Genomic DNA, 16638 nt, shown 5'->3' with positions numbered 1-16638 from the left:
GCCGTCATGAGCGACACCGAAGCCAAGATCCGTAAGCTCGCCGCCGAACGCATCCTGGTGCTGGACGGCGCGATGGGCACCATGATCCAGCGCCACAAGTTCTCGGAAGAAGACTTTCGGGGCGAACGCTTCGCGGACTGGAAGCGGGACCTGAAGGGCAACAACGACCTGCTGATCCTGACGCAGCCGGACGTCATCCGCGATATCCATCTTCAGTATTTCCGGGCCGGCGCGGACATCGCGGAGACGAACACGTTCTCGTCCACCACGATCGCTCAGGCCGATTACGGCATGGAAGAGCTCGCCTATGAGCTCAACGTAGAGGGCGCGCGCCTCGCGCGGCAGGCGGCCGATATCGCCGAGAAGGAGGACGGCCGCCCGCGCTTCGTCGCGGGGACGCTCGGGCCGACCAACCGCACGGCGTCGATCTCTCCGGACGTCAACAATCCGGGCTTCCGCGCCGTCACCTTTGACCAGTTGGCCGAAGCCTATGGCGAGGCCGCCCGCGGCCTGCTCGACGGCGGCGCCGACATCCTGCTGGTCGAGACCATCTTCGACACGCTGAACGCCAAGGCCGCGATCTTCGCGATTGAGCAGATTTTCGCCGACCGTGGTTCGCGCGTGCCGGTGATGATCTCGGGCACCATCACGGACCTCTCCGGGCGCACCCTTTCGGGCCAGACGCCGGCGGCCTTCTGGAACGCGCTGAACCACGCGCGGCCGCTGTCGATTGGGCTCAACTGCGCGCTCGGGGCCAAGGAGATGCGCGGGCACATCGCTGAATTGAGCCGCGTCGCCGACACGCTGATCTGCGCCTATCCCAATGCGGGCCTTCCCAACGAGTTCGGGCTCTATGACGAGAGCCCCGAGGCGATGGCCGAGCTCGTCGGCGAATTCGCCTCGTCGGGTCTCGTCAACATCGTCGGCGGCTGCTGCGGCACCACGCCGGATCATATCGCGGCGATCGCTAAAGCGGTGAAGGGCAAGGCCCCCCGGAAGATCCCGGAGATCGCGCCCAAGATGCGGCTGTCCGGCCTTGAGCCGTTCGAGCTGACCGCCGCCTGAACCCGATGGCGAGGGGCCGGATGCGGCCTCTCGCGCGCTGCGCCTCGTCGTCAACTTTCCACGGAACGGAAGCCTCATGACCTCCGCCGCCTCCCGCTTCGTCAATGTCGGCGAGCGCACCAACGTCACCGGATCGGCCAAGTTTCGGAAGCTGATCACCGCCGGGGACTACGCGGCTGCGCTCGACGTCGCGCGCGAGCAGGTCGAGAACGGCGCCCAGATCCTCGACGTCAACATGGATGAGGGCCTGCTCGACAGCGAGAAGGCGATGGTCGAGTTCCTCAACCTGATCGCGGCCGAGCCGGACATCGCGCGCGTGCCGGTGATGATCGACTCATCGAAATGGTCGGTGATCGAGGCGGGCCTGAAATGCGTCCAGGGCAAGCCGATCGTGAACTCGATCTCCATGAAGGAGGGCGAGGAGGCCTTCATCCACTACGCCCGCAAGGTGCGCGCCTATGGCGCCGCGGTCGTGGTGATGGCGTTCGACGAGATCGGGCAGGCCGACACGTTCGAGCGCAAGATCGAGATCTGCGCCCGCGCCTACAAGATCCTGACGGAGCAGGTCGGCTTCCCGCCCGAAGACATCATCTTCGATCCGAACGTGTTCGCGGTCGCGACCGGCATCGAGGAGCACGCCAATTACGGCGTCGACTTCATCAACGCCACGAAGTGGATCCGCGAGAACCTGCCGCACGCTCATATTTCGGGCGGCATCTCGAATCTCAGCTTCGCCTTCCGCGGCAACGAGCCCGTGCGGGCGGCGATGCACTCTGTGTTCCTGTATCACGCGATCGCTGTCGGTATGGACATGGGCATCGTCAACGCCGGCGCCCTGCCCGTCTATGACGACATCGACCCGGAGCTGCGCGAGCTCGCGGAGGACGTGGTTCTCAACCGCCGGCCCGACGCCACCGACCGGCTGCTTGCCGCCGCGGACAAGTTCAAGGGCGGCAAGCAGGAGGCCCGCGTCGTCGACACCAAGTGGCGCGACCAGCCGGTGATCAAGCGGCTCGAGCACGCGCTGGTGCATGGCATCACCGAGTTCATCGAGGCCGACACCGAGGAGGCGCGCAAGGAAGCCGAGCGGCCGCTGCACGTGATCGAGGGCCCGCTGATGGCGGGCATGAACGTGGTGGGCGACCTGTTCGGCGCCGGCAAGATGTTCCTGCCTCAGGTGGTGAAGTCGGCCCGCGTCATGAAGCAGGCCGTCGCCTATCTGATGCCGTTCATGGAGGAGGAGAAGCGCCTCAACGGCGGCACGGACCGCTCAAACGCCGGCAAGATCCTGATGGCGACCGTGAAGGGCGACGTCCACGACATCGGCAAGAACATTGTCGGCGTCGTGCTCCAGTGCAACAACTACGAAGTCATCGACCTCGGCGTCATGGTTCCGGTGCAGAAGATCCTCGCCGCGGCGAAGGAGCATAAGGTCGACGCGATCGGCTTGTCGGGATTGATCACGCCATCCCTCGACGAGATGGTGACGGTCGCGTCGGAGATGGAGCGCGAGGGTTTCGACATCCCGCTGCTGATCGGCGGCGCGACCACCTCCAAGATCCACACGGCGGTGAAGATCCACCCCGCCTATGAGCGTGGTCAGGCGGTTTACGTCGTGGACGCGAGCCGCGCCGTTGGCGTCGTGTCGCAGTTGCTCGCGAAGGATTCCAAGGCGGCTTACGTCGCCGACATCCAGGCCGACTACGCCCGCCTCGCCGAGAACCACGCCCGCGCGCAGGAGGACAAGGTCCGCTCGCCGATCGCGGCCGCCCGCGCCAACCGGCACGTCATCAGCCTCGACCAGGTCCAGCCGAAGCCGTCCTTCCTCGGCACGAAGGTGTTCAAGGAGATCCCGCTCGAGACGCTGATCCCCTACATCGACTGGACGCCGTTCTTCTCGACGTGGGAGCTCAGGGGCCGCTATCCCGAGATCCTTACGGACGAGAAGTACGGCGAGGCCGCCCGAAACCTGTTCGAGGACGCGACCGCCATGCTCAAGCAGATGGCGGAAGAGAAGTGGCTCGAGGCTCGCGCGGTCATCGGATTCTGGCCTGCGGCCTCCCGGGGCGACGACATCGTGCTGTTCACCGACGACACCCGCTCGACCGAACTCGCGACGCTCCACACGCTCCGCCAGCAGATGGCGCGCGGCAAGGAGCGTCCCAACCTCGCGCTGTCCGACTTCATCGCTCCTGAGGGTGCTGGCGTCGCGGACTACATCGGCGGCTTTGCGGTGACCGCAGGCATTGGCGAGGAGGCGGTGACCCAGCGCTTCGCCCGCGCCAATGACGATTACGGCGGCATTCTCGCCAAGGCGCTCGCCGACCGTCTCGCGGAGGCTGCCGCGGAGTGGATGCACGCCGAGGTCCGCCGCACGCATTGGGGCTACGCACCCGACGAGCGGCTCGAGAATGACGAGCTCATCGCAGAGGCCTACCAGGGCATCCGCCCGGCGCCCGGCTATCCGGCGCAGCCCGACCATACCGAGAAGGGCGTGCTGTTTGACCTGCTCGACGCCACCCAAGCGATCGGTCTGAAGCTGACGGAGAGCTACGCCATGTGGCCCGGTTCGGCCGTGTCGGGCCTCTACTTCAGCCACCCGGAGAGCCGCTATTTCGGCCTCGGCAAGATCGACCGCGACCAGACGGCGGATTACGCGGCCCGCAAGGGGCTCGAGCTCGCGGAGATGGAGAAGTGGCTGGCGCCGGTGCTGAACTACAATCCTACCGCGGCCGCGAAGATCGCCGCCGAGTAGGCCACGGCCGCTCAGGCGGCCGCATGCGCGGCTGCCGTACGACTGTAGACGAGATGTCGACCGCTCGGCCGATCAAGCGATCGGACGTATTCGAAGCCCAGCCGCTCGGTGACGCCCAGCGCGTGCTGGTTCTCGGCGGTGGTGACGGCGACGATCTCGCGCAGAGCCAATCGCTCGAAGCCGAGCTGGAGCGCAGCCTGGCCTAGCCGTACCGCGTTGCCCTTGCAGCGGAGCCTTGGGGAGAGCGCATAGGCGAACTCGACACCGCGGTCGCCGGCGAGTTCGCAGCGGCGAAGGCCGCCCCAGCCGGCGAAACCGCCGTCTCGCATGTCCCGCAAGAACCAGAGGCCGAAGCCAGCCTCCCGCCAATGCGCCCGCGCCCGCGCGATGAAGCCGGCTGCGCCCTCCCCCAAACGAGCCCCGCCCAGGGTCGCGACCATCGCGGGATCGGCGAAAGTCGCTGCGACCGCGTCCGCGTAGCCGTCATGCGGCACGTCGGCCAGAAGCCCGTCGATGTCGAGAATGGTCGGGTAGAGGCGGCTCAGCATCGGTTGAGTCCGATCGGTCAGAGGGCGGGCGCCATCCGCAAGCGCGAAAGTCGAACAGCCGATGATGACGAAGATGAGACGGCAAACGGTCAATTCAGCGGAAGCCGCTCGCGCTCGATCGTCCCAAGCCCGCGCGCTTCCAGCGCCGCGATGAGCGGCTTCGGCAGGGGTCGGTCGGAGGTGAAGAGGCAACGCATCGGAGCGCGAACGCGCCCCTCGGGCGACTCCCCGACCAGCGCCACCGCCCGCTTCGCCACCGCAGGCGCGGGGTCGATCCATCCCACCGGCCACGGAGCAAGCTGCTTGAAGCGCCGGGTGAGCAGCGGAAAATGCGTGCAGGCGAGCGCCACCGTATCGGTCCTGCGGCCGCCTGCCTCGACGAAGCACGGGGCGATCTCGGCCGCGAGCTCCGCATCGTCGACCGGGGCGCCGCGAAGCTCCGCCTCCGCGAACGCGGCAAGGTTGGGAGCGCCCACCAGAGTGACATCTGCGCCGCCCGCGAAGGCCTCGATCATTGTCCGCGTGTGCTCGCGGCGAACCGTGCCGGGCGTCGCGAGCACCGTCACAAGTCCAGACTGCGTCGCCGCCACGGCGGGCTTGATCGCCGGCACGGTGCCGACAAAAGGCAGATCGAAGCGGGCCCGCAGCGCGGGCAGCGCCAGCGTCGACGCGGTGTTGCAGGCCACCACCACGAGGTCCGGCCTCTCGCGCTCGATCAGTCTCCCGATCACCGCAAGCACGCGCGAGACGAGAGCCTCGTCGGTCAGTCCGCCATAGGGGAAGGCGGCGTCGTCAGCCGCGTAGACGTAATCGGCCGAGGCAAGGGCGGCGGTCAGTTCGCTCAGCACCGTGAGGCCGCCGAGTCCTGAATCGAACACCAGAATCTTCGGCGCCCTGTCGAGCCGCGGCAGCGTCGTATTGGCGAGCCCCGCGAACAGATCCACGCCCATGTCCCGCCTTCTCAATGCGCATTCGCCCCATGCGATTGAAGCGCCGGATGGTTACCGAAACGTGGCGAGACGGCGACTTAGCCGGCGCCCACCGGGGTATTTTCGGGCTGCCGCTCAGACCGTCACGCGCTGAGATCTGCCGGCGGAGTTGAGACCGGCTGGCCGATCAGCGCGACGAAACGCTGCTCGTTCCAGAGCTCCATCGCGCGGCCGTCACGGCGGCTTTCTGCTTCGGCCAACGCGTCTTCGTCCGTATCGCAATGCAGTTCGACCACGTCCGACATGCGGCCGTCGGCGCTCAGGAAATACAAGCGGTAATATGCCACGAGCTCCCCCAGCCCGCTTCGATGAAACCCTTGGGCGCGCCCCGAACCTCGCGTCCCGCGCCGGCCGGCGCTAGCGTTCTCGATGCTACACGCAACAGGGCGAGCCGCGAATCGTTTTTGCTCGCCTCGCCTCAAAGCTGACGGTCGCGCCCTTTAGGTGCGCTCTCGCTGCAGCAGGGCCCGCACGGCTCGATCGACTTCAGGCGCCGAACTTCGCCTTCCAAGACAGCTGAGCGCCTTCGAATGGAAGCGCCTCCGCTTCGTAGACGCCGCGCGCGACCGCGCGGGATAAGGTCAAGGCCGCGACGTGGCCGAGAGGCGCGAGGCCGCCGATGCGATCCCCGGCGATCTCCTTCCGGCCAGTCGCGGCGGCGAACACGATGTCGCCGTCGAGCGGCGTGTGGCACGGCAGCAGAGCGCGCGCCAGGCCGTCATTTGCGGCGCTTGCGAGCGCCTTCGCCTCCGCCTTGCTGAGCCTTGCGTCAGTCGCGACCAGCGCGAGGGTGGTGTTCGCGCCGGCGGCGGGTTTTACGGGCGCGAACCACGAGGATCGGGAGACCGATCCCGCAGGTCCAAGGCCGCCGAACTCCTCGCCCAGCTCGAATGGCGCGGCCCAGAAATGCGGCCCGTCCCCCACCGTGGCGGAGCCGAGCGCGTTGACCACCGCGAGCGCTCCGACCGTTATGCCCATCGACTCGATCACGGCCGAAGCCGAGCCGACGCCGCCTTTCAGCGTCGCCGTCCGGGCTCCAAGGCCGGCGCCGACGCTGCCGAGATCAAACTCGCGCCTGACGGAGCAGGCGGCCGCAAAGCCGAGCTCCCTATAGGGCGGATAGCGGCCCCAGTTCTTGTCGCCGCCGTTCAGCAGGTCGAACAGGATCGCGGCCGGAACGATCGGAACCCGCGCCGCGCCGACGGCGAAGCCGCGGCCCTGCTCGGCGAGCGCGGCCATCACGCCAGCTGCGGCGTCGAGCCCGAACGCCGAGCCGCCGGAGAGGCAGAGCGCGTCGATAGCGGGGACGGTGCGTTCCGGCGCGAGCAGATCGGTCTCGCGCGCGCCCGGACCGCCCCCGCGCACGTCGACCGAGGCGACCGCCGGCGCGTCGAACACGATCGCCGTGACGCCGGAGGCCAGCGCGGCATCCTGCGCGTGCCCGACGCTGACGCCGGCGACGTCGCTGATCAGATTGAGCCGGCCGGAGGACAGCTGCATGGGCAAGCTATGCGTCTTGAAGGCTCACGCGTCGAGCGGCGCGCGCCAGCGGACCCGGTAGAAGATGTGGCGACCGATCTTGTCTTCCTTGACCATGTCACGGATCCAGTTCGGCCGCACATAGGTCGCGTGGTAGTGCGTGGCGTCGCCGACCTCCGGCAGCCAGGCGCCATTCTCGGCGACATCGCGCGCGATCTGCACTGCGATCCGCCAGGAGTGGAGGTTGCTGACCCGGTCAGGGATGCGGTCGCAGGCGAAGGAGAACTGGCAGGCGTTGCGCCGGTGCTTGTTCTGATAGACGACGCCGCAGACGTCCGACGGATAGTAGCCGGAGCGGACCCGGTTCATCACCACCTGGGCGACGGCGTACTGGCCCTTCACCGGCTCGCCGCGAGCTTCGAAATAGACCGCCTCGGCAAGGCATTGCTCGGCTTTCGCGAGTTGCGCGGCCGGAATGTAGACGCGATGCGACAGGCGGGTCTCGATTCCGCCGTTCAGGTCCCCGCGCAACGCGACCGTCTCGCCCTCCGCGGTCGGGCGCTTGGTAGGCGTGAGAGCGACGTGACGGCTCCGCAGGTCCTCGCCCGGGACGCGGCCGGCGAGCGGCGTGACCGGCAGCGCAGCCACCGCGAGCGGCGTCTCTCCGGCGGGCGTTGTGGTGTGCGGCAGGACCCCGCCTGAGAGCGACGCCACCGACGGCGTCGAGCCGTCATGGTTCAGGCCGGCCTCGCGCGGCACCATCGGAATGCTGGTCAGGCCAGCCTCCGCCAGCGCCTGGTCGGCCTCCTGCGATCCAGGAGACGAGGTCCGCGCCGTCGGGGCCGCGGGGCCCGAGGAGCCCTTGGTCGCAGCCGAGGCGGCGGCTTGGTCCGACCGCGCCGGCGCGCGCGGCGCGAGGTCGCCGACCTGCGGGACGACGTTCAGTCCCGTAAGATCCGGATGGAGAAACGCATAGGCCGGCGCAAGCGCGTCGAACGCCTGGTCATGCGGCTTCGTGACGGCGGCCTCCGTCGGCCCCGCGAGACGAATCAACTGCCGGTCGCCTTTGACCGTCCGGTCGACGAACGGGGCGGGCAGTTCGCTCTTGGCCCCCGCTGCCGGCGGCGGCTCAGGCAGGTCGAGCACGCGCAGGCTCTCCCCTCCGACGAACGGGTCAGGGGCGACCAGGGGTCCGCGACCCGAGCCGAACAGATCGGCGGCTTCGAGCGAGGCGAGTTCCAACGGTTGCGCGACGGCTGCGAGATAATGGCCGCCGCCATACTCTCTCTGCTCGCCGGAGCGCGGAAGAAGGCTGAGCGCGTCCTGGCGGGCGATCGAGGTCGTGGCGAGCGGCAGGATGAGCGCCACGAGGGTGAGGCGCAGGCCCGGCGTCTTCCGGCGACGGGAGCGAGGCGGCGCAGCGAATCTCTGTCCCTGTCCCCGCATGACGCCACGCTCCCCGCGATCGGCGAGGCCTCTTCCAGAAGCGCCGCCCGACCGTTCCGACACACCGCGAAGGTTATCGGTCCTTAACCTTGAGGAGCGGTTAACGCGGCCCTGAGAGAGGGTTAGCGGGCGGTTTGAAGCCGGCCCGCGAGGAGATTTGCGGCGGCCGCCTCGCGGCTGAACGGTCCTTTTTCGGAGCCGAGCACCCCGCTGTTTCTCGCCGCCCGCACGCCTTCCGTCCCGAAGCGGCTCCTAAGCGCAGCCTCGATTCGCGCTTCAGCCTGAGTCCGGCGTCGTCGCTCCAGTCGTCCATGCTGACGCAGAAAAGCCGAATGCGCCGACAGATGTCCCGCAAGCGTATCCAGGCCTTCGCCGGTTTGGGACGAGATGAGCGCAACGGGCGGCGTCCAGCCTGCCTCTTCGCGGTTGCCGAGCGTGAGCGCGCTTTCCAGCTCGTCGCGGGCGCGACGCGCCGCCGGCCCGATATCGGCCTTTGTCACCGCCACGATATCCGGCAATTCCATCACGCCCGCTTTGATGAACTGCAGAGCGTCGCCGGAGGCGGGCTGGACGGCTAGCAGGATAGTGTCGCCCACGAGCGCGACGTCCGCCTCGGACTGGCCGACGCCTACCGTCTCGACGATCACGCGGTCGAACAGCGCGCGCATCAGCACGACAGCGCCGAAAGCTAGCTCCGACAGTCCCCCAAGCCGGTCGCGCGCCGCGAAAGAGCGGATGAACAATCCGCCGTCCTCAGGGTCCGAGGGAATGCGGGCGCGATCGCCCAGAAGGGCGCCGCCGGACCGCATCGACGACGGATCGACCGCGACCACGCCGACGGTCAGCCCCCTGTCGCGAAACATCCGCACGAGCGCGCCGGTGAGCGTGGACTTGCCGACGCCGGGCGGACCGGTGAGGCCGAGCACCTCGCCCTTCGGCGCGGCGTCCGCGGCGTCGAGAAGACGCGCGGCGTCGGCCGTGCCGGCGGCGCGCTCGAGCCGCGCCAGGGCTCGGGCGAGCCCCGGCTTGCCGCCTGCGCGCAGGCTCGGGAGATCGGGAAAGTCGCCGCGGGTCACGTCTCGTCTCGGAATGGGCTGCGCTGCGCCGCCCATCTCGCATGCCGCGTGATAGAGCGCGACGGCGCCTTCGTCGCGGCTATTTCGGCGCAGGGGCCTGCTGCGGCCGAAGTTTGTCGCACCGATCGTGCACCATCGTCTCCGCCTGCTGGAGCGCGATGTTGAACTTCATGTTCTGCTCGGCCGGCAGAACCGCGCGCTGCTCACGCGCCTTGTCGAAGTCGCCGACCGTATAGGCGTAGAAAATCATACGCTCGGTCGGATCCTTGATCTGAAAGTCCGCCACGGAGACGATGCAGCCACAGAACTCCTTCGTGGCCTGCGGCGAGCACTGCGCGAGGTAGGCGTCGTCGACCTGCTGCGCTTCGGCGCCCGGCGCCGCGGGCGCGGCGGCCCCCTGCGCGAAAGCCGACGTCATCGTCCCGAGCAGCGCCGCCGTGGCGATCGCGAGAGTCCCCTTACGCATCGAACATCCTCCGAGACGCGCCTTTCGAGGCGCTTGTTTTTCTGCGGCGGCAGGTTTGGCACGCGGCTCCGACGCCGTCACCCCATCCTTCAGCCTACCGTCAGCAAAGGCCAAGTACGGCGAACAACCGATCCGGATCAGTCCAGACCCGCTCGACGCGCCAGCCCGCGCGGCCCGCAAGGCGTCCGAATTCCTCGACCGAGTACTTGCGCGAGTTCTCGGTATGGATCGTCTCCCCGAGCGCGAAGGAGAACCGCCGGCCGGCGGCGGTCGCCGACTGCCGCCTGAGGCTTACGAGATGCATCTCGACGGCGGAATTGCGAGCGTTCCAGCGCGCCTCATGGGCGAAGCCGTCGAGGTCGAAGCTCCCGCCGAGCTCGCGATTGATCCGTCGCAGCAGGTTCTTGTTGAACTCGGCCGTCACCCCCGCCGCGTCGTCATAGGCCTGAAGCAGGATGCTGAGCTCCTTCTTCAGGTCGACGCCGATCAAGGCCCGCCCCTCGTCGCCGACATGACCGCGGACGCGCTTGAGAAAATCCGTCACGTCCGGCGGCGCAAGATTGCCGATGGTCGATCCAGGAAAGAAGCCGATGCGGGGCGGCAGCCTCGGGAGGTCTGCCGGAAGATCGAAATCCTCCGTGAAGTCCGCCACCAGAGGCCGGATCTCCAGATAGGGAAACCGGCTCTCGATCCGCGCCGCCGAGGCGGCCAGAAAGTCGCCAGCGATGTCCACGGGAACGTAGAGGGCGGGGTTCGCCAGCGCGCCGAGCAGGATCTCGGTCTTGATGCCGGCGCCGGCGCCGTATTCGATCACCACGGCGCGCTCCCCGCAGAAGGACGCGATTTCGCCGGCGCACCGCTCCAGGATCCCGGTTTCGGCGCGCGTCGGATAATACTCGGGCAGCTGCGTGATCTGCTCGAACAGTTCCGAACCGCGATCATCGTAGAGCCAGCGGCAGGGCAGCGTCTTGCAGGATGCGCTCAGGCCGTCGAGCACGTCCGCGCGAAACTGTTCCTGCTGGCGGGAATGCAGATTCACCTTCTCGAGCATCAGGCGTCCTCGGCGAGGCGGAGCCCCGAAAACTGCCATCGCTTGTCCGGCTGGAAGAAGTTTCGGTAGCTGGCGCGGATATGGCCCTCGGGGGTAGCGCAGGAGCCGCCGCGCAGCACGAACTGGCCGCACATGAACTTGCCATTGTACTCGCCGACCGCGCCCTCGGCCGGACGGAAGCCCGGATAGGGCGTGAATGGACTGCGCGTCCATTCCCACACGTCGCCAAACATCTGCTTCAGGCCGCCCTCGGCGCCGGCAGGCTTCGGCCGCAGACGGCCGGAGCCCGCAAAGTTGCCAACCAGCGGCAGGCCTGCGGAGGCGCGCTCCCATTCGGCTTCGGTCGGCAGCCGCTTGCCCGCCCATGTCGCAAAGGCGTCCGCCTCGAAATAGCTGACATGCGTCACCGGCGCGGCGGGATCGACGGGCTGCAAACCTCGCAGCGTCATGGTCCACCACTCGCCGTCACGCTGCTCCCAATAGAGCGGGGCCTCCCAGCGATGCGCGAGGATCTGCGCCCAGCCGTCCGCCAGCCACAGCAGCGGCTCGCGGTAACCGCCGTCCGCCATGAAGGCGAGCCATTCGCGATTGGTGACCAGGCGATCGGCGATCCGAAACGGCTGCAGCAGTTCCTGGTGGCGCGGGCCTTCGCAGTCGAACACGAAGCCGGAGCCGTCATGACCGATCTCGACGATGCCGCCGTCGAAGCCGAGCCAGCCGATCTCCCCGGGCGCGTCCGCGACCGCGACGGGCTCGGAGTCGCGGTAAGCCGGCCGGATCGGGTTTTGAGCGAACAGGTGGAGAATATCGGTGAGCAGGAGCTCCTGGTGCTGCTGCTCGTGGTGACAGCCGAGTTCGATCAACTCCGCCACGTCGGTCTCGACATCCGCGTCGAGCAGCGCCTCCATTGCGCGGTCGACATGCGCACGGAAATCCATGACCTGCTCGAGCGACGGCCGCGTGAGCAGGCCTCGCTTCGGACGCGGATGCCGCTCTCCGATGGTCTCGTAGTAGGAGTTGAAGAGGAAGTTGAAGGCGGGGTTGAAGACCTGATAGCTCGGCGCGTTCGGCCTCAGAACCATCGTCTCGAAGAACCAGGTCGTGTGCGCGAGGTGCCATTTAGCGGGGCTCGCGTCCGGCATGGACTGGGCGGTCGCATCGGCGTCGGAGAGCGGCTGAGCCAGACGACGGCTGTGCGCCCGCACCTCGCGGAAGCGTTCGGCCAGGTTGGAGCGGAAGTCCGGCTTGCGGGCTGAGGCGGGCGTCATTGGCACTCCTGAGGCGACTGTCAGGATACGCAGCAGGCGGAAGCCACGTTACGCATCACACCACCGGGCGGATCGCAGCTCCGCCCATCAGACGAGAACCAATTTCCGCCTGCCGCAGTTCCACAAAATGGCCGCGGCGGCCCTCACGCCGCCGGCGTACCGCTTTCCTTCCTGTTCCGCAGCGCCGCCTGAGCCGCCGCGAGACGTGCGATCGGCACCCGGAAAGGCGAGCAGGACACGTAATCCAGCCCGACTTCTTCGCAGAACGCGATCGAGGCCGGATCGCCGCCATGCTCGCCGCAGATGCCGAGCTTCAGTTTGGGTTGCGTGGCGCGACCGCGCTCGGCGCCGAGCGCGACCAGCTCTCCCACGCCCTCCCGGTCGATGGTCATGAACGGATCGCTCGGCAGCAGGCCCTTGGCGACGTAATGGCTGAGGAACGGCGCAGCGTCGTCGCGGCTGATGCCGAGCGCAGTCTGGGTGAGATCATTGGTTCCGAAGGAGAAGAACTCGGCCGTCTCGGCGATTTCCCCGGCCCGCAGCGCCGCACGCGGCAGTTCGATCATGGTTCCGACCTGGTAGGAAAGGCGCGCGCCGGCGTCAGCCTCGAGCTCCTTGGCGACGGCGTCGATGCGCGCCTTCACGAAGTCGAAATCCGCCCGTCCGACAATCAGCGGGACCATCACCTCGCAGTGCACCGGCGCGCCGGTGGCCCTCCCGGCCTCGATCGCGGCTTCGAAGATCGCGCGCGCCTGCATCTCGGCGATTTCCGGGAAGGCGATCGCCAGCCTGCAGCCCCGAAAGCCGAGCATCGGGTTGAATTCGTGGAGTTCCTCGGCGCGCCGCTTGAGCTTTTCGGGGGCGACGCCCATCGCCGTCGCAACCTCCGCAATGGCGCGGTCGCCATGCGGCAGGAATTCGTGCAGCGGCGGATCGAGCAGCCGGATCGTGACAGGCAGCCCCTGCATGATCTCGAACAGCGCGCGGAAATCGGAGCGCTGATAGGGCAGCAGCTTGGCGAGCGCCTTGCGTCGCCCGTCCTCATCGTCGGCGAGGATCATCTCGCGGACTGCGACGATGCGATCCTCGTCGAAGAACATGTGCTCGGTGCGGCAGAGGCCGATGCCCTTTGCGCCGAAGCCCCGCGCGGCGCGCGCATCCTCGGCGGTCTCGGCGTTGGCGCGCACCTCCATCCGGCTGATCTCGTCGGCCCAGCCTATCAGCGTGTTGAAGTCGCCCGACAGCTCCGGCTCCACCATCGCGACGGGACCGTCGAGCACCTGGCCTGTCGATCCGTCGATCGTGATGACGTCGCCGGCCTTATAGGTGCGACCTGCGACCGTCAGCGTGCCGCCTTTCTCGTCGATCCGGAGCGCGCCCGCCCCAGAGACGCAGGGCTTGCCCATGCCGCGCGCGACAACCGCCGCGTGGCTCGTCATGCCGCCGCGCGTCGTCAGGATGCCGGCCGCCACATGCATGCCGTGGATGTCCTCCGGCGAGGTTTCGACGCGCACAAGGATGACGCTGCGACCGCTGTTCCCTGAAACGGCGGCCTCGGCCGCCTCGGAGGAAAACACGATCTCGCCCTGCGCGGCTCCAGGCGAGGCCGGCAGGCCGCTCGCAATGACCTTGCGCTCGGCCTTGGGGTCGATCGTCGGGTGCAGCAGCTGGTCGAGCGACGCCGGCTCGATGCGCAGGACCGCCTGCTCGCGCGTCAGCACGCCCTCGGCTGCGAGATCGACCGCGACCTTGAGCGCCGCCTTGGTGGTGCGTTTGCCGTTGCGCGCCTGCAGCATCCAGAGCTTGCCGCGCTCGACCGTGAACTCGAGATCCTGCATGTCGCCATAGTGCCGCTCCAGCCGCTCGGCGACGGCGACGAATTCGCGGAACACCTCCGGCATGCGCATCTCGAGCGAGGGCGCGGCGACCCCTCCGGCGATCCGCGCCGCTTCGGTGATGGGTTGCGGCGTCCGGATGCCGGCCACCACGTCCTCGCCCTGGGCGTTCACCAGGAACTCGCCGTAGAGCGCCTTTTCCCCGGTCGAAGGATCGCGGGTGAACGCGACCCCGGTCGCGGAGGTCTCGCCCATATTGCCGAACACCATCGCCTGGACGTTGACGGCCGTGCCCCAGCTCTCGGGAATGGCGTTGAGCCTGCGATAGGTGATCGCGCGAGGATTCATCCAGGAGGAAAACACCGCGCCGATCGCGCCCCACAACTGCTCCAGCGGCGCCTGGGGAAACGCGGCGCCGGTCTCCTTCTCCACCTTCGCCTTGTAGGTCGCCACCAGCCTTCCGAGGTCTTCGACGTCGAGCTCGGTGTCTTCGACGACGCCCTTGCGGTCCTTCGCCTGCTCCAGGAGATCCTCGAACAGGTGGTGTTCGAGACTGAGCACCACGTTGGAATACATCTGGATGAAGCGGCGGTAGCTGTCATAGGCGAAGCGCCGGTCGTCGGCGTTCATCGCTAGGCCTTCGACGGTCTCGTCGTTGAGGCCGAGGTTGAGGATCGTGTCCATCATCCCCGGCATCGAAGCGCGGGATCCGGACCGAACCGACACCAGCAGCGGGTTCGCGGCGTCGCCAAACCTGCGTCCAGTGATCTTCTCGACATGCTCCAGGCCGGCTTTCACCTGCGCGTCGAGCTCGGCAGGATAGGACTTCCCGTTGCCGTAGAAGTAGGTGCAGACCTCGCTGGTGATCGTGAAGCCGGGCGGCACCGGCAGCCCGATATTCGCCATCTCGGCCAGATTGGCGCCCTTGCCGCCCAGCAGGTCGCGCATGTCGGCGCGCCCTTCCGCGCGCCCGTCGCCGAAGGTGAGCACCCATTTCGCCATCGCAGCCGCATCTCCCGCAGCGTTGGGCGGACCATTTCGCGACCGCGAACGTTCCGCGACGGCAGGGAGGTTGCACGCCCACGCCGATGTGACAAGGGCGGCGGCTGGCGGCGGCGCTCTTCGGAGCGGCCGCGTTAGCTCCTGCAAAAATGCAGTTGCGACCTACTTGCAACTGGAGGATTGGCGATCAATTATCCGGAAGCCCTCGAGGCTGGAGCCCGCATGCCGACAGGCGAGGTCAAGACTGTGACTGATGTGGCCGATGTCCCTCGTTCGACCCCGTTTTCGGGCTGGCGCGGCGCGCCGGGCGGAGCGTCGCTCGCGGAGGTGAACGCCTCTGTGTCGGTGGGGGGGCGCACGCCGCTCCGCCGGCTGCTTGCCTTTGTCGGCCCCGGCTATCTGGTCGCCGTCGGCTATATGGATCCCGGCAATTGGGCCACCTCGCTCGCGGGCGGCTCGAAGTTCGGCTACGCGCTGATGGCGGTGGTCGCGCTCTCGAGCCTGATGGCGATGCTGCTGCAGGCGCTGTGCGCCCGTCTCGGCGTCGCCACCGGACGCGACCTGGCGCAGGCCTGCCGCGACGCGTTTCCGAAGGCGGTCTCCTTCCCGCTCTGGGTCTTCGCCGAGGCCGCGATCTGCGCGACGGATCTGGCCGAGGTGATCGGGACTGCGATGGGCCTCACGCTGGTGTTCGGCATACCGCTCGAGATCGGCGTGGTGCTGACCGCGCTCGACGTCGTGCTGGTGCTGGCGCTGCAGCGGGTGGGCTTCCGCTGGATCGAAGCATTCGTCATCGGACTGCTCATGGTCATCGCCGGCTGCTTCGCCATCCAGCTTGCGATGGCGCATCCGGACTTCGCGGCGGTCATCCGCGGTCTCGCTCCGACGACCGAGCTCGTGACCAATCCGGACATGCTCTACATCGCGCTCGGCATCGTCGGCGCGACGGTCATGCCGCATAACCTCTATCTGCATTCCTCGGTGGTCCAGACCCGCGCCTATGGGCGGGACGCGGCCGGCAAGCGCGAGGCGATCCGCTATGCGGTCGCCGACTCCACGATCGCGCTGGCGTTCGCCTTCGTCGTGAACGCCTCGATCCTGGTGCTGGCGGCGGCGGCCTTCCACGACAGCGGCCATGGCGAGGTCGCGGAGCTCGGCGAAGCCCACACGCTGCTTGGACCGCTGCTTGGCGGCACGCTCGCCGCCACCGCCTTCGGCGTCGCCCTGCTCTGCTGCGGCCTGAATTCCACGGTGACCGCGACGCTCTCCGGCCAGGTCGTGATGGAAGGCTTCCTGCGCATCCGGCTTTCGCCCTGGCTGCGCAGGCTCATCACGCGCGCCATCGCGATCGTGCCGGCGATTGGCGTGACGCTGTTCTACGGCGAAAGCGGCACCGGCAAGCTACTGGTGCTGAGCCAGGTCGTGCTGAGCCTGCAGCTGCCCTTCGCGGTCATCCCCCTGGTGTGGTTCACCGCCAGCCGCGCCAAGATGGGCGAGTTCGTCGCTCCCCGCTGGATGTCGGTCGTCGCTGCGCTTGTCGCCGCGGTGATCGTGGCGCTGAACGCGAAGCTGGTGATCGACTTCGCGCTTGGCCAATAGGATGGGGCGGCCGTCGTCGCTCTTCATCGTCGCGTCCTGAAGACGCACGAATTTGACGC

Annotated in this window: 11 protein-coding genes and 1 pseudogene; 2 read left to right on the top strand and 10 right to left on the bottom strand. The window is 68.0% G+C overall.

Annotated features, from left to right (window positions below):
* Positions 1 to 6: 6 nt before the first annotated feature.
* Positions 7 to 3820 (top strand): annotated as a pseudogene (metH, locus tag VM780_RS06735) (methionine synthase).
* 11 nt (positions 3821 to 3831) lie between these two features.
* On the opposite strand, the gene VM780_RS06730 reads toward metH, so the two are convergent.
* The 10 genes from VM780_RS06730 to ppdK form a co-directional block, all read right to left on the bottom strand.
* A complete protein-coding gene (locus VM780_RS06730) occupies positions 3832 to 4368 on the bottom strand; it encodes a GNAT family N-acetyltransferase (RefSeq protein ID WP_325446409.1) in 537 nt (178 codons plus the stop codon).
* Between the two features lie 89 nt (positions 4369 to 4457).
* Positions 4458 to 5318, bottom strand: a complete 861-nt coding sequence (murI, locus tag VM780_RS06725; protein ID WP_325446406.1) for a glutamate racemase — start codon at positions 5316 to 5318, stop codon at positions 4458 to 4460.
* A gap of 122 nt (positions 5319 to 5440) precedes the next feature.
* The gene (locus VM780_RS06720) at positions 5441 to 5644 is read right to left on the bottom strand and encodes a hypothetical protein (RefSeq protein WP_325446404.1); all 204 of its coding nucleotides are present in this window, start codon (positions 5642 to 5644) and stop codon (positions 5441 to 5443) included.
* Positions 5645 to 5843: 199 nt separating this feature from the next.
* Positions 5844 to 6857: a P1 family peptidase gene (locus VM780_RS06715; protein ID WP_325446753.1), complete on the bottom strand. Its 1014-nt coding sequence runs from the start codon at positions 6855 to 6857 to the stop codon at positions 5844 to 5846.
* A gap of 24 nt (positions 6858 to 6881) precedes the next feature.
* Complete coding sequence (locus tag VM780_RS06710) at positions 6882 to 8282, bottom strand: cell wall hydrolase (RefSeq protein ID WP_325446402.1); 1401 nt, start codon at positions 8280 to 8282, stop codon at positions 6882 to 6884.
* A gap of 122 nt (positions 8283 to 8404) precedes the next feature.
* On the bottom strand, positions 8405 to 9358 hold the full coding sequence (locus tag VM780_RS06705; RefSeq protein ID WP_325446400.1) for a methylmalonyl Co-A mutase-associated GTPase MeaB: 954 nt from the start codon (positions 9356 to 9358) through the stop codon (positions 8405 to 8407).
* Positions 9359 to 9437: 79 nt separating this feature from the next.
* Positions 9438 to 9824: a hypothetical protein gene (locus VM780_RS06700; RefSeq protein WP_325446398.1), complete on the bottom strand. Its 387-nt coding sequence runs from the start codon at positions 9822 to 9824 to the stop codon at positions 9438 to 9440.
* Positions 9825 to 9924: 100 nt separating this feature from the next.
* Positions 9925 to 10875, bottom strand: a complete 951-nt coding sequence (gene egtD, locus VM780_RS06695; RefSeq protein ID WP_325446396.1) for an L-histidine N(alpha)-methyltransferase — start codon at positions 10873 to 10875, stop codon at positions 9925 to 9927.
* Entirely contained in the window at positions 10875 to 12143 is a 1269-nt protein-coding gene (gene egtB, locus VM780_RS06690; protein WP_325446394.1) for an ergothioneine biosynthesis protein EgtB, read from the bottom strand. The genes egtD and egtB overlap by 1 nt, the downstream gene beginning before the upstream one ends.
* Before the next feature lie 143 nt (positions 12144 to 12286).
* On the bottom strand, positions 12287 to 14980 hold the full coding sequence (gene ppdK, locus VM780_RS06685; protein WP_325446392.1) for a pyruvate, phosphate dikinase: 2694 nt from the start codon (positions 14978 to 14980) through the stop codon (positions 12287 to 12289).
* Between the two features lie 222 nt (positions 14981 to 15202).
* On the opposite strand from ppdK, the gene VM780_RS06680 reads away from it, so the two are divergent.
* On the top strand, positions 15203 to 16579 hold the full coding sequence (locus tag VM780_RS06680) for an Nramp family divalent metal transporter (protein WP_414652799.1): 1377 nt from the start codon (positions 15203 to 15205) through the stop codon (positions 16577 to 16579).
* Positions 16580 to 16638: the final 59 nt, after the last annotated feature.

It is taken from the genome of Hansschlegelia sp. (assembly GCF_035538955.1).
Lineage (GTDB): Bacteria > Pseudomonadota > Alphaproteobacteria > Rhizobiales > Methylopilaceae > Methylopila.
The sequence above is the reverse complement of the archived record's forward strand: the minus strand, read 5'-3'. Positions and strand labels throughout refer to the sequence as shown.

Coding starts and splice junctions, on each gene's coding strand:
- VM780_RS06715 (WP_325446753.1), bottom strand. CDS start 6,857: ATGCAGCTGTCCTCCGGCCGGCTCAATCTGATCAGCGACGTCGCCGGC.
- VM780_RS06730 (WP_325446409.1), bottom strand. CDS start 4,368: ATGCTGAGCCGCCTCTACCCGACCATTCTCGACATCGACGGGCTTCTG.
- VM780_RS06710 (WP_325446402.1), bottom strand. CDS start 8,282: ATGCGGGGACAGGGACAGAGATTCGCTGCGCCGCCTCGCTCCCGTCGC.
- murI (WP_325446406.1), bottom strand. CDS start 5,318: ATGGGCGTGGATCTGTTCGCGGGGCTCGCCAATACGACGCTGCCGCGG.
- VM780_RS06680 (WP_414652799.1), top strand. CDS start 15,203: ATGCCGACAGGCGAGGTCAAGACTGTGACTGATGTGGCCGATGTCCCT.
- egtB (WP_325446394.1), bottom strand. CDS start 12,143: ATGACGCCCGCCTCAGCCCGCAAGCCGGACTTCCGCTCCAACCTGGCC.
- ppdK (WP_325446392.1), bottom strand. CDS start 14,980: ATGGCGAAATGGGTGCTCACCTTCGGCGACGGGCGCGCGGAAGGGCGC.
- egtD (WP_325446396.1), bottom strand. CDS start 10,875: ATGCTCGAGAAGGTGAATCTGCATTCCCGCCAGCAGGAACAGTTTCGC.
- VM780_RS06700 (WP_325446398.1), bottom strand. CDS start 9,824: ATGCGTAAGGGGACTCTCGCGATCGCCACGGCGGCGCTGCTCGGGACG.